The sequence below is a fragment of the Streptomyces sp. NPDC041135 genome, assembly GCF_055592085.1.
The window spans coordinates 142,253-154,098 of sequence record NZ_JBVIYZ010000003.1 but is presented as its reverse complement, the minus strand read 5'-3'; the positions used below and the strand labels follow the sequence as shown (position 1 = coordinate 154,098).

The following is an 11,846-nucleotide window of genomic DNA, read 5'->3' as shown; positions in this document are numbered from 1 at the left end:
ATTCTCCATGCCGAAGGGCCGTACCCCGGTGCGGGGTACGGCCCTTCACCGCCCGGCCGGGCGGTACGTCCGGACTTCCGGGGCCCTGGGCCTCCGGAGAGCCTCTAGCGGACCTCGGTGATCTCCGGGCCGCGCTGCAGCTGGCCCATGCCGCCGGAGAAGCGCGAGCCGGCATCCTCCTGCTGGACGCCCTCGGGGACCATCTGGGCGTCGTTCGGCAGCTTCAGGACGATCGGGTCGCGGGGCGCCATGGGACCCTCGCCGCGGACCACGACCGTGTCGCGGAAGATCTGCTCCAGCAGCCCGGCCGCCTGCGGCTGCACCGCGCCCTGGCCCGAGATCACCCCGCGCAGGAACCAGCGCGGGCCGTCCACGCCGACGAACCGCACGACCTGGTAGCCGCCCGTGCCGTCCGGCAGCTGCACCGGCACCTGGGCGCGCAGCTCCCAGCCCAGCGGGCCCTCGACCTCGTCGACGATGCCGCCCTGCTGGGTGATGCCGGCCGCGATCTCCTCGCGGACCTCGCCCCAGATGCCCTCGCGCTTGGGCGCGGCGAAGGCCTGGAGCTGGACGGCGCTGTCACGCAGGACGACGGTGGCCGCGACGATCGCGTCGCCCGCGACCTCGACCCGCAGCTCCATCCCGTCCACGCCCGGTACGAACAGTCCGCCGAGGTCGACGCGGCCCTCGGCCGGGTCGCGCACCTCGGTGCTGTCCCAGGGCCCGTCGGGCCGCGGTTCGGGCTCCAGCCGGACGCGGTCGCGTGCGGCCGCGTCCTCGTCGTCCGCCTCGGTGTCGACGCTGTCGACGACCTGCTCGGCCTCGCCGGCCGCGTCCTCGGCGGCACCCTTCTTCTTGCGACGTCCGAACACGTCACTGTCCTTCCCGGTCGGATACGACCGAAGCGTATCGATTCCCACCCGCCTGGCCGCCCTCGACGGCCTGACCGCTTGTGCCGCTCCCGCCGCCCACCGCGGCATGGCCACCGGTGGACCCGAAGCCCCCCTCGGCGCGCGCCGAGCCGGGAAGTTCCGCCACCTCCTGGAAGCGGACCCTCTCGACCTGCTGGACGACCAGTTGGGCAATCCGGTCGAAGCGCTCGAACCGCACGGACTCGCGCGGGTCGAGATTCACCACGATCACCTTGATCTCTCCACGGTACCCGGCATCAACCGTCCCCGGGGCATTCACGAGGGCGACACCGCAGCGGGCGGCGAGCCCGGACCGGGGGTGCACGAAGGCCGCGTACCCCTCGGGCAGCGCGATCCCCACTCCGGTGGGCAGCACGGCCCGTTCCCCGGGCGCCAGCTCGCACGCCTGGGTGGTCCGCAGATCGGCGCCGGCGTCACCGGGGTGCTCGTACGCCGGCAGCGGCACGTCGGGGTCGACGCGCCGGATCAGTACGTCCAGGGGTGCCCGGTGCGCAGGGCCGGCGGGACTCATGGGGTTCGCGGGGCTGTCGGGGCCGACGGCGTCCGCGGGGCTCCGCGGGCTGTCGGGGCTCACGGGTTCACCTCGAAGGCGCGGGCCCGCCGGAGCTGGTCGGGGTCGTCCATCGCGGCCCGGATCTCCTCCGCGCGGCCGTGGTCGATGAAGTGGTCGACCTTCACCTCGACGAACAGGGCGTCGGCCCGCACGGCGAGGAGCCCGTCGGGGCCGCCGATGCGTCCGGTGGCGGTGCAGTAGATCTTGCGGCCGGCCACGGCGGTCACCTCGGCCTGCAGGTGCAGCGTGGTGCCCACCGGCACCGGCCGCACGAAGTCGGTCTCCAGCCGCCCGGTGACGGCGATGGTCCGCAGCAGCCAGTTCAGCGAGCCGAGCGTCTCGTCGAGGGCGGTGGCCAGCACCCCGCCGTGCGCGAGGCCCGGGGCGCCCTGGTGGGCGGGCTGCACGGTGAACTCGGCCGTGAGGGAGACGCCCTGGCCGGCCCGGGCCTCCAGGTGCAGCCCGTGGAGCTGTCCGCCACCGCACCCGAAACAGTGTTCGTAGTGGGCGCCGAGAAGCTCACCGGGGGCGGGAGCGTCGGGGTGACGGACCGGCCGCACGGCGTCGGCGGGAGGCTGAAGGGCTGCGGAACTACCACTCACAGCCGCAGACCTTACCCGCGCGCCGGGGCTGTCCCCACACCGTGCCAAGCTTGGTTTCATGCAGCTCTCCGCCACCCCTTACGAAGAACGCCTCACCGCCCCCCGTTCGTGGTGGCTGATCAGCTTCCTGATCGGCGTCTCCCTCGCCCTGATCCTGCTCCCCTTCGGCACCCTGCCGATGCTCGGCGGCCTGGTCGGCGGTACGGCGGCGGCAGCGGTGGTCGCCAGTTCCTACGGCTCGCCGCGCATCCGGGTCGTGGGCGGCTCGTTGATCGCGGGCGAGGCGAAGATCCCGGTGTCGGCGCTGGGCGGCTCGCAGGTCCTGGACCCGGAGGAGGCCCGCGCCTGGCGCACCTACAAGGCCGACACCCGCGCGTTCCTCCTGCTGCGCGCCTACATCCCGCGGGCGCTGCGCGTGGAGGTCACCGACCCGCAGGACCCGACGCCCTACCTGTACCTGTCGACCCGGGAGCCGGAGCGCCTCGCCGCCGCGATCGAGGCGGCCCGGGAGGCCTAGGGTCCTGTCGGCCACCGCCTCCGGTGACCGGTGGCCGGTGGTCGTCGTCGTGCGCCGCTCCCCGCGGCCGGGCGCGTCAGCGCCCCAGCTCCCCGAGCGGGTCGGTCATCGGCAGGGGGTCGGCCGGGCGGTCGAGGGGCGGCAGCTCGGGCAGCCGGTCCCAGGGCACCTGGTGCCCCCGCAGGTCGGCCCGGATGCGTGCCGCGAGTCTTCTGGTGTCCCGGCGGTTCATGACCGCCCCGACGGCCGCGCCGACCATGAACGGCATCAGATTGGGCAGGTCGCGGACCATCCGCTTCATGATCTGCCGGCGCAGTTCGCGCTTCATCCGGCCGCCGAGGGCCGTGTCGATCGTGGACGGCCGGTGCACGTCGATGCCGCGCTCGCTGGACCACGAGGCCAGATACGCGGCGGAGCGCTCCCTCACGTTGCCCGGCGGGCGCAGGCCGTAGACCTCGTACAGCTCGGCGATCAGCTTCAGCTCGATCGCGGCGACCCCGGTGATCTCCGCGGCCAGTTCGGTCGGCATCGCCGGCGGCACCGGCAGCATCGCCGCGGCACCGATCCCGGCGCCGACCGTGGAGGTGCCGTTGGCGGCGCCCGTCACCAGCTTGTCGGCGAGCCGCTCGGGCCCGAGGCCCGGGAACTGCCGGCGAAGCGTGGCGAGGTCGCGTACGGGGATACGCGGGGCGATCTCGATGACCCGGTCCGCCAGGTACCCCAGCCCCGCCCTGGCGCGGCTGCCGCCCTTGCGGACCCCTTCCCGGGTCCTTTCCCGGGTCTTGTCGCGGAGGACCGCCGCCCGTCGCCGGGCGGCGGGCGCGGGCCGCTCGGCGGGCTCCGGGAGGTCAGCCCCGTCGGCCGCCGGTTCGAGCGAGGCTCCCTTGACGGATGAGCCCCGCTCGTCGTGACGCGCGCCGTGCGGGCCGCCGGACGGCCCGTGGTCCGCTCCCGGCAGGCGGAAGCGGCGCTTACGAGGAGGGGTCGAGCCAGTCACGGCCGACCCGCCCTCAGTCGCAGTCGCGGCAGATCGGCTGGCCGTTCTTCTCCCTGGCCAACTGGCTGCGGTGGTGGACCAGGAAGCAGCTCATGCAGGTGAACTCGTCCTGCTGCTTCGGCAGGACCCGGACGGCCAGCTCCTCGTTGGAGAGGTCGGCACCGGGCAGCTCGAGGCCTTCCGCGGCCTCGAATTCGTCGACGTCCACCGAAGAGGTGGTCTTGTCGTTTCGTCGAGCCTTCAGCTCTTCGAGGCTGTCCGAGTCGACGTCATCGTCGGTCTTGCGTGGAGTGTCGTAATCGGTTGCCATGTCGCTCTCCCCCTCTGGGTGTCTGCGGTGTCTCCAGCGCACGTAACGCGTGAGAGGCCGGACTTGTGCCCGACCCGAGGCGGAGATTTTGCCTCACATCAAGGTCTGTTACTCAATCGACACCCAACCGGACTCCTCAAGAGTGATCGGCTTGGATGGCGAGGGGGACCGTACACGGTCCGGATGCCGCACCTCAAAGGCGTCTCATCGTGTACTTCCCGTGATCGTGACCCCTGAAAACCCGGATTATCCCGGCTTTCCGGCGTCAGTCATGATCACGGAGAGTGGATGGCCGGAAAACCGCTCCTGTGATCGATCACACAGGCAACAGCGTGCCGGACCGTCCGAAAATTCCGCGTCGGGCGAACTTTCTTCGCGGGTGTCGGGACACCTCACAGCGGCAGTGTGACGCGCATCACCAGCCCTCCGCCCTCGCGGGGCCGGGCGCTGATGTGACCGCCGTGCGCGCGGGCCACGGACCGGACGATGGACAGGCCGAGGCCCACCCCCTTGTCGCTGCCCGTGCGCTCCGTGCGCAGCCGCCGGAAGGGCTCGAAGAGGTTGTCGATCTCGTAGGCCGGCACCACCGGGCCGGTGTTCGAGACGGTCAGCACCGCCCGCCCGTGCTGCACCTCCGTGGTGACCTCGACCCAGCCGTCCTCGGGCACGTTGTAGCGCACCGCGTTCTGCACGAGGTTCAGCGCGATCCGCTCCAGCAGGACGCCGTTGCCCTGCACCACGGCCGGGCCGCGCTCCCCGCGGACGGCGACGCCCTTGGCCTCGGCCTCCGCGTGCACCTGGTCGACGGCCTGGGAGGCGACCTCGGCGAGGTCGACGGGCTTGCGCTCGACGATCTGGTTGTCGCTGCGGGCGAGCAGCAGCAGGCCCTCCACGAGCTGCTCGCTGCGCTCGTTGGTGGCCAGCAGCGTCTTGCCGAGCTGCTGGAGCTCCACGGGCGCCCCGGGGTCGGAGAGGTGCACCTCCAGGAGCGTGCGGTTGATCGCCAGGGGCGTGCGCAGCTCGTGCGAGGCGTTGCCGACGAAGCGCTGCTGGGCGGTGAACGCCCGCTGAAGGCGCTCCAGCATGTCGTCGAAGGTGTCGGCCAGCTCCTTCAGCTCGTCGTCCGGGCCGTCCAGCTCGATACGGCGGGACAGGTCCGAGCCGGCCACCTGGCGCGCGGTGCGGGTGATCCGGCCGAGCGGGGACAGCACGCGCCCGGCCATGGCGTAGCCGAACGCGAAGGCGATCACGGCGAGGCCCAGCAGGGCCAGCAGGGAGCGGCTGAGCAGGTCGTCCAGGGCCGTCTGGCGCTGGTGGTCGACGCACTGGCTGATCGCGTCGTTGAAGTCCGGCAGCGGCAGGGTCTGGGTGTTGATCGCCGGGCAGTCCTCACTGGACACCTTGATCGCCGTACCGCTGACGATCTTGAACAGCGGCTGGTTGCCGGTGCTGATGGCCTGCGCGGCCAGCAGGTAGATGATCGACAGCAGCAGGATGCCGGCGATCAGGAACATGCCGCCGTACAGCAGCGTGAGGCGTATCCGGATGGTCGGGCGCAGCCACGGGAAGGGGGCCTGCGGTCTCCTGGGGTCCCAGGTGGGTTTCGGGGGCGCCTGCGGGGGCGCGGGAGCGGCGGCCACGGCGATCAGATCCGGTATCCGGAGCCGGGGACGGTGACGATGACGGGCGGCTCGCCCAGCTTGCGGCGCAGGGTCATGACCGTCACGCGCACCACGTTGGTGAAGGGGTCGGTGTTCTCGTCCCACGCCTTCTCCAGCAGCTGTTCGGCCGAGACGACGGCACCCTCGCTGCGCATCAGCACCTCCAGCACGGCGAACTCCTTGGGGGCGAGCTGGACCTCCTTGCCGTCGCGGAGGACCTCGCGGCGGTTGGGGTCGAGCTTGATCCCGGCGCGCTCCAGGACCGGGGGCAGCGGCACGCTGGTGCGCCGGCCGAGGGCGCGCACCCGGGCGATCAGCTCGGTGAAGGCGAAGGGCTTGGGCAGGTAGTCGTCGGCGCCGATCTCCAGGCCCTCGACCCGGTCGCTGACGTCACCGGAGGCGGTGAGCATGAGCACGCGCGTGGGCATGCCCAGTTCGACGATCCGGCGGCAGACGTCGTCGCCGTGCACGAGCGGGAGGTCCCGGTCGAGGACGACCACGTCGTAGTCGTTGACGCCGATGCGTTCCAGGGCGGCCGCACCGTCGTACACGACGTCGACCGCCATGGCCTCCCGGCGCAGTCCGGTGGCCACCGCATCGGCGAGCAGCTGCTCGTCCTCGACGACGAGTACGCGCACGTCGGTTGTCCTTCCTGTGTCCACCCGCGGAGCGCCGGGAGCGCGCGGGCAGGGCTGTCCGGGCTGTTGTGGCCTCCATCCTGCCCTTTTCCGCCATAAGTCGGCGGTAAGGCGGGGGCGGCGGCCGTCCGGCCGGGCGGCGGGACCGGGACGCGCGGGACCTGCGGGACCGGGACGCGCGGGACCTGCGGGGCGGGCGGTGGCGCGCGAGCGGCGAGGCGCGGGCGGGCGGCGGTGGGCCCGCGGGTGGCGGCGGGGCGGCGGGCGGGCGGCGCTCCGGGGAACGGCGGGGGCGGTGCGGCGGGGACCGTCCGGGCGAGGTGGCGGGAAAGGGCGGGCGGGGCGGGAAAGTTGGGAGCGGGCGCGGGGGAATACGAGATTTTCTCTTCCGGTTGAGGTTTCCGCGAGAGGGAGCGGGGGGAGGACGGCTGTACACCCCGCGATCACGCTCTGCATGTGCCGCAGTACCATGCGGCATTCCGCAATCCGCTTGCCGCAGAGCGGGCGCGGGTGTCCGGCACCGTCGCCGCCCGGCCGGGCAGCGCTGGGCACCTGCGAGAGACGTGATCGCCCCTTCCGTACGGCACACCCCCGTGCCACACACCCACGACCCAGGACGAGGGGGCGCAGCATGGACGCATTCACCGCAGGACTTCTGCAGCGCATACAGGCAACCGAGTCCGACCTTTCGCGGGCTCGCGACGAGGGCGACGACTTCCTCGTCGAGGTGGAACAGGCCGAGCTCGACGACCTGCGCCGCCTCGCCGCCGATCACGGTGTGGAGGTCGGCGCGTCACGCGTCTGAACGGCCGGCAAGGCACGGACGGGACCTCGGCGAATCCAGCGCCGGGGTCCCGTTCCGCGTTCTCGTCCCGGTCGTCCCGGTACAGGGTGCCCGGCCGCGCGGCAGTCAGTCGTGCCAGGCGCCGAAGTCCTCCAGCAGCCGCTGGAGGGGCTCGAAGACGCCGGGGGTGGCGGCGACCGTCAGGTCACGGCACGGGCGCTGTCCGGGCCGCCCGCCGGTCAGGGCGCCCGCCTCCCGGGCGATGAGGTCGCCCGCGGCCACGTCCCAGGCGTTGAGGCCGCGCTCGTAGTAGCCGTCGAGGCGGCCCGCGGCCACGTCGCACAGGTCGACCGCGGCCGAACCGCCGCGCCGGATGTCGCGCAGCAGCGGGATCAGCCGCCCGGCGACCTCGGCCTGGTGGGCGCGGACCTCGCCGACGTAGTTGAACCCGGTGGACACCAGCGCCTGCTCCAGCGGGGGCGCGGGGCGGCAGGACAGCGCCCGCTCGCCCGCCCAGGCGCCGGTGGCCCAGGCTCCGCCGCCGCGCACCGCGTGGTACGTCTCCCCGCGCATCGGGGCCGCGACGACCCCGGCGACGGTCTCCCCGTCCCGCTCCGCCGCGATGGACACGGCCCAGGTGGGCAGCCCGTAGAGGTAGTTGACGGTGCCGTCGAGCGGGTCGATCACCCAGCGGATCCCGCTGGTGCCCGCGCCGGCGGCGCCCTCCTCGCCGAGGAAGCCGTCGTCGGGGCGGCGGGCGGAGATCAGGTCGGTGATCAGCTTCTCCGCGGCGATGTCCATCTCGGTGACGACGTCGATGGGGCTGGACTTGGTGCGGGCGACCGCGAGGTCGGCCGGGCGGCGGTCCCGCAGCAGTTCACCGGCGCGGCGGGCGGCCTCCCGGGCCAGCTCGAGCAGGTCGGTGTGGAGCGGGTCGGGCGGCTCGGGGGCTGGCCGCTCGGGGTCGGGCCGGGCGTCGGTCACGGGGCTCCTCACGCGTAGGGGCTGTCGGCGCCCGCGGCGGCGGGGCGGGGGGCGCGGGCGGGGCAGCAGCCGACCGGGCAGACGTCGTGGCTCGCGCCCAGCGCGCCCAGGGCGCACCGGTCGACTCGCTGTCCGCTCTCGGCGGCGGCGCGCTCCAGCACCAGCTCGCGCACGGCGGCGGCGAACCGCGGGTCGGCGCCCACGGTGGCGGAGCGGCGCACCGGCACACCCAGCTCCGCGGCCTTGGCCGTGGCCTCCGTGTCGAGGTCGTAGAGGACCTCCATGTGGTCGGAGACGAAGCCGATCGGAGCCATGACGACGGCCGGCACACCGGCGCCGTGCAGCTCCTCGAGGTGGTCGCAGATGTCCGGCTCCAGCCACGGGATGTGCGGGGCGCCGGAGCGGGACTGGTAGACGAGCCGCCACGGGTGGTCGACGCCGGTGCGCTCGCGGACGGCGTCGGCGATCAGCCGGGCCACGTCCAGGTGCTGTGCGACGTAGGCGCCGCCGTCGCCGTGGACCTCGGCGGGGCCGGAGGTGTCGGCGGCGGCGGTCGGGATCGAGTGGGTGGTGAAGGCGAGGTGGGCGCCGGCGCGGACGTCCTCGGGGAGGTCGGCCAGGGACGCCAGCACGCCCTCGGTCATGGGCTCGACGAAGCCGGGGTGGTTGAAGTAGTGCCGCAGCTTGTCGACGCGTGGCGGCCGAAGGCCCTCGCCCTCCAGGGAGGCCAGCGCGTCGGCGAGGTTCTCGCGGTACTGCCGGCAGCCCGAGTAGGAGGCGTAGGCGCTCGTGGCGAGGACCAGGACGCGGCGGCGGCCGTCGGCGGTCATCCGGCGCAGGGTGTCCGTCAGGTACGGGGCCCAGTTGCGGTTGCCCCAGTAGACCGGCAGGTCCAGGCCGTGCTCGGCGAAGTCCTCGCGCAGGGCCTCCAGCAGGGCGCGGTTCTGGTCGTTGATCGGGCTGACCCCGCCGAACAGGAAGTAGTGCTGTCCGACTTCCTTCAGGCGTTCCTTGGGGATGCCGCGCCCGCGCGTCACGTTCTCCAGGAACGGGACCACGTCGTCCGGGCCTTCCGGTCCGCCGAAGGAGAGCAGCAGCAGGGCGTCGTAGGGGGTGGCATCGAGCACGTCTGGCATGTCTTGATCCTGCCACCCGGCGCCGACAGCCGGGAAACGGCGGGAGGGTCAGCGGGTCGCGTCCCGGGTCGTCCTATATGCCCCTCAGGCAAACCTGGTGCGTTAGGGTCGCCTAACTCGTAAGCTGTATCAGCCGCAGTCACGCCTTACCCAGCCGTCGGAGAGCCCCGTGCCCAGCCCCTACCTCGCCCTGTTCTCCGCTCCCGGCAGCAAGCGCTTCTCCGCAGCGGGCTTCGTCGGCCGGATGCCGCTGTCGATGATGGGCATCGGCGTGGTCACGATGATCTCCCAGCTCACCGGCCGGTACGGGCTGGCGGGCGCGCTGTCGGCCACCCTGGCGCTGGCCGCCGCCGCGCTCGGGCCGCAGATCTCCCGGCTGGTCGACCAGTACGGGCAGCGCCGGGTGCTGCGCCCGGCGACCCTGGTGGCGCTCGTCGCGGCGGCCGGTCTGCTGCTCGCCGCGCACTACCGCTGGCCGGACTGGACGCTGTTCGTGTGCGCCGCCGGCATCGGCTCGGTGCCGAGCCTGGGCGCGATGGTCCGGGCCCGCTGGGCGGCGCTGTACCGGGGCACGCCGCAGCTGCACACCGCCTACTCGTTCGAGTCGGTGGTCGACGAGGTCTGCTTCATCTTCGGGCCGATCGTCTCCATCGGCCTGTCCACGACCTGGTTCCCGGAGGCGGGACCGCTGCTGGCCGCCTGCTTCCTGGCGGCCGGCGTCTTCTGGCTGACCGCCCAGCGCGCGACCGAGCCCGCGCCGCACCCGCGCGCGGACCACAGCGGGGGCAGCGCGCTGCGCGCGGCCGGGCTCCAGGTGCTGGTGGCGACCTTCGTGGCGACGGGCGCCATCTTCGGCGCCGTCGACGTGGTGACCGTCGCCTTCGCCGACGAGCGCGGCCACAAGGGCGCCGCGAGCGTGGTCCTGGCGCTGTACGCGGCCGGCTCCTGCGTGGCCGGGGTGGTGTTCGGGCTGCTGCGCTTCGCGGGGGCGCCGGAACGCCGCTGGCTGCTGGGCGTCTGCGGCATGGGCGTGAGTATGATCCCCCTCCTACTGGTCGGAAACCTGCCGCTTCTGGCCGTGGCGCTGTTCGTGGCGGGCCTGTCCATCGCACCGACGATGATCACGACGATGTCCCTCATCGAAGAGCACGTACCTCGCGCGAAGCTCACCGAGGGCATGACCTGGGTGAGCACCGGCCTCGCGGTCGGGGTCGCGCTCGGCTCGTCCGCGGCCGGCTGGGTGATCGACGCAGCCGGGGCGCGTGCCGGGTACGGGGTTCCGGTGGTGGCCGGGGCCGTCGCGGTCGCGGTCGGTTTCCTCGGGTTCCGCCGGCTCAGCAGGCCGGCCGCGGTTCGGGGAGGCAGCGTTGAGCACCACAGCGAGCCGGAGGAACGGCAGCACCTGGCGTAACTGGGGCGGGAACGTGACCGCGCGCCCCGCCCGGCAGGTCACGCCCGCGTCGGTGGAGGAACTGGCCGCGGCGGTGCGCCGGGCGGCCGAGGACGGCCTGACGGTGAAGCCGGTGGGCACCGGGCACTCCTTCACCTCCATCGCCGCCACCGACGGCGTGCTGATCCGTCCTCAGCTGCTGACGGGCATACGGGCCGTCGACCGGGAGGCCATGACCGTCACGGTGGAGGCGGGCACCCCGCTCAAGCGGCTGAACGCGGCCCTCGCGCGCGAGGGGCTGTCGCTCACCAACATGGGCGACATCATGGAGCAGACGGTGTCCGGGGCCGCCGGCACCGGCACCCACGGCACGGGCCGCGAGTCGGCCTCGATCGCCGCCCAGATCACCGGACTCGAGCTGGTCACCGCGGACGGCTCGGTGCTCACCTGCTCCGCGAAGGAGAACCCGGACGTCTTCGCGGCCGCCCGGATCGGCCTGGGCGCCCTCGGCGTGGTCACCGCCCTGACGTTCGCCGTGGAGCCCCTCTTCCTGCTCACCGCGCGCGAGGAGCCGATGCCGCTGGACCGGGTCCTCGCCGAGTTCGACCAGTTGTGGGCCGAGAACGAGCACTTCGAGTTCTACTGGTTCCCGCACACAGGTAACACCAACACCAAGCGCAACAACCGCAGCGCCGGTCCGGAGCGGCCGGTGGGACCGCTGGCCGGCTGGGTCCAGGACGAGTTCCTCTCCAACGGCCTCTTCCAGGCGGTCCAGTGGACGGGCCGGGCCGTGCCCGCGGCCGTCCCGCCGATGGCCCGGGTCTCCAGCCGGGCGCTGTCCGCGCGGACGTACACCGACATCCCGTACAAGGTGTTCACCTCGCCGCGCCGGGTGCGCTTCGTGGAGATGGAGTACGCCGTCCCGCGCGCGGCCCTTACGGAGACGCTGCGCGAGCTGCGGACCATGGTGGAGCGCTCGGGGCTGCGGATCAGCTTCCCCGTGGAGGTGCGCACCGCCCCGGCGGACGACATCACCCTGTCCACCGCCTCCGGCCGGGACAGCGCCTACATCGCCGTCCACATGTTCCGGGGGACGCCCTACCAGGCGTACTTCACCGCCGCCGAGCGCATCTTCACCGCGCACGAGGGCCGTCCGCACTGGGGCAAGGTGCACACGCGGGACGCGGCGTACCTCGCCGGTGTCTATCCGCGCTTCGGCGAGTTCACGGCGCTGCGCGACCGGCTGGACCCGCAACGGCTGTTCCAGAACGACTACTTGCGCAGGGTCCTGGGCACGTGAGGTCCGTCGTCCGGGTGACGCCGGTGTCACGGCCGTCACGCC

13 protein-coding genes are annotated in these 11,846 nt (G+C 73.1%); 4 read left to right on the top strand and 9 right to left on the bottom strand.

The window, feature by feature from the left end:
* Positions 1 to 104: 104 nt before the first annotated feature.
* From ACZ6CZ_RS08990 to ACZ6CZ_RS08980, 3 genes are read right to left on the bottom strand one after another with little or no spacing between them, the layout of a single operon-like run.
* A complete protein-coding gene (locus ACZ6CZ_RS08990) occupies positions 105 to 872 on the bottom strand; it encodes a DUF3710 domain-containing protein (protein ID WP_469016891.1) in 768 nt (255 codons plus the stop codon).
* Between the two features lies 1 nt (position 873).
* Positions 874 to 1,443: a dUTP diphosphatase gene (dut, locus tag ACZ6CZ_RS08985; RefSeq protein ID WP_469017879.1), complete on the bottom strand. Its 570-nt coding sequence runs from the start codon at positions 1,441 to 1,443 to the stop codon at positions 874 to 876.
* Between the two features lie 59 nt (positions 1,444 to 1,502).
* Positions 1,503 to 2,087, bottom strand: a complete 585-nt coding sequence (locus ACZ6CZ_RS08980; protein WP_469016888.1) for a PaaI family thioesterase — start codon at positions 2,085 to 2,087, stop codon at positions 1,503 to 1,505.
* A 58-nt stretch (positions 2,088 to 2,145) separates the two neighbouring features.
* Between ACZ6CZ_RS08980 and ACZ6CZ_RS08975 the strand changes: the two genes are divergently transcribed.
* A complete protein-coding gene (locus ACZ6CZ_RS08975; protein ID WP_469016885.1) occupies positions 2,146 to 2,604 on the top strand; it encodes a DUF3093 domain-containing protein in 459 nt (152 codons plus the stop codon).
* Between the two features lie 76 nt (positions 2,605 to 2,680).
* On the opposite strand, the gene ACZ6CZ_RS08970 is transcribed toward ACZ6CZ_RS08975, so the two are convergent.
* From ACZ6CZ_RS08970 to ACZ6CZ_RS08955, 4 genes are all read right to left on the bottom strand, one after another.
* Complete coding sequence (locus ACZ6CZ_RS08970) at positions 2,681 to 3,601, bottom strand: hypothetical protein (protein ID WP_469016883.1); 921 nt, start codon at positions 3,599 to 3,601, stop codon at positions 2,681 to 2,683.
* A gap of 13 nt (positions 3,602 to 3,614) precedes the next feature.
* Positions 3,615 to 3,911, bottom strand: a complete 297-nt coding sequence (locus ACZ6CZ_RS08965; protein WP_053655247.1) for a DUF4193 domain-containing protein — start codon at positions 3,909 to 3,911, stop codon at positions 3,615 to 3,617.
* Positions 3,912 to 4,303: 392 nt separating this feature from the next.
* Positions 4,304 to 5,551, bottom strand: a complete 1,248-nt coding sequence (locus tag ACZ6CZ_RS08960; protein WP_469016881.1) for a sensor histidine kinase — start codon at positions 5,549 to 5,551, stop codon at positions 4,304 to 4,306.
* Positions 5,552 to 5,556: 5 nt separating this feature from the next.
* Positions 5,557 to 6,210: a response regulator transcription factor gene (locus ACZ6CZ_RS08955; RefSeq protein ID WP_469016878.1), complete on the bottom strand. Its 654-nt coding sequence runs from the start codon at positions 6,208 to 6,210 to the stop codon at positions 5,557 to 5,559.
* A 631-nt stretch (positions 6,211 to 6,841) separates the two neighbouring features.
* Between ACZ6CZ_RS08955 and ACZ6CZ_RS08950 the strand changes: the two genes are divergently transcribed.
* Positions 6,842 to 7,015 (top strand): hypothetical protein, encoded by a 174-nt coding sequence (locus tag ACZ6CZ_RS08950; protein ID WP_469016876.1) that lies wholly within the window; start codon positions 6,842 to 6,844, stop codon positions 7,013 to 7,015.
* Between the two features lie 105 nt (positions 7,016 to 7,120).
* On the opposite strand, the gene ACZ6CZ_RS08945 is transcribed toward ACZ6CZ_RS08950, so the two are convergent.
* Both ACZ6CZ_RS08945 and ACZ6CZ_RS08940 read right to left on the bottom strand, forming a co-directional pair.
* Positions 7,121 to 7,978 (bottom strand): inositol monophosphatase family protein, encoded by an 858-nt coding sequence (locus tag ACZ6CZ_RS08945; RefSeq protein WP_469016874.1) that lies wholly within the window; start codon positions 7,976 to 7,978, stop codon positions 7,121 to 7,123.
* A gap of 8 nt (positions 7,979 to 7,986) precedes the next feature.
* Positions 7,987 to 9,114: a ferrochelatase gene (locus tag ACZ6CZ_RS08940; protein WP_469016871.1), complete on the bottom strand. Its 1,128-nt coding sequence runs from the start codon at positions 9,112 to 9,114 to the stop codon at positions 7,987 to 7,989.
* A gap of 169 nt (positions 9,115 to 9,283) precedes the next feature.
* Between ACZ6CZ_RS08940 and ACZ6CZ_RS08935 the strand changes: the two genes are divergently transcribed.
* Positions 9,284 to 10,525, top strand: coding sequence for an MFS transporter (locus tag ACZ6CZ_RS08935; protein WP_469016868.1), 1,242 nt, complete (start codon positions 9,284 to 9,286; stop codon positions 10,523 to 10,525).
* A complete protein-coding gene (locus ACZ6CZ_RS08930) occupies positions 10,482 to 11,804 on the top strand; it encodes a D-arabinono-1,4-lactone oxidase (protein WP_469016865.1) in 1,323 nt (440 codons plus the stop codon). The genes ACZ6CZ_RS08935 and ACZ6CZ_RS08930 overlap by 44 nt, the downstream gene beginning before the upstream one ends.
* The last annotated feature ends 42 nt before the right edge of the window (positions 11,805 to 11,846 follow it).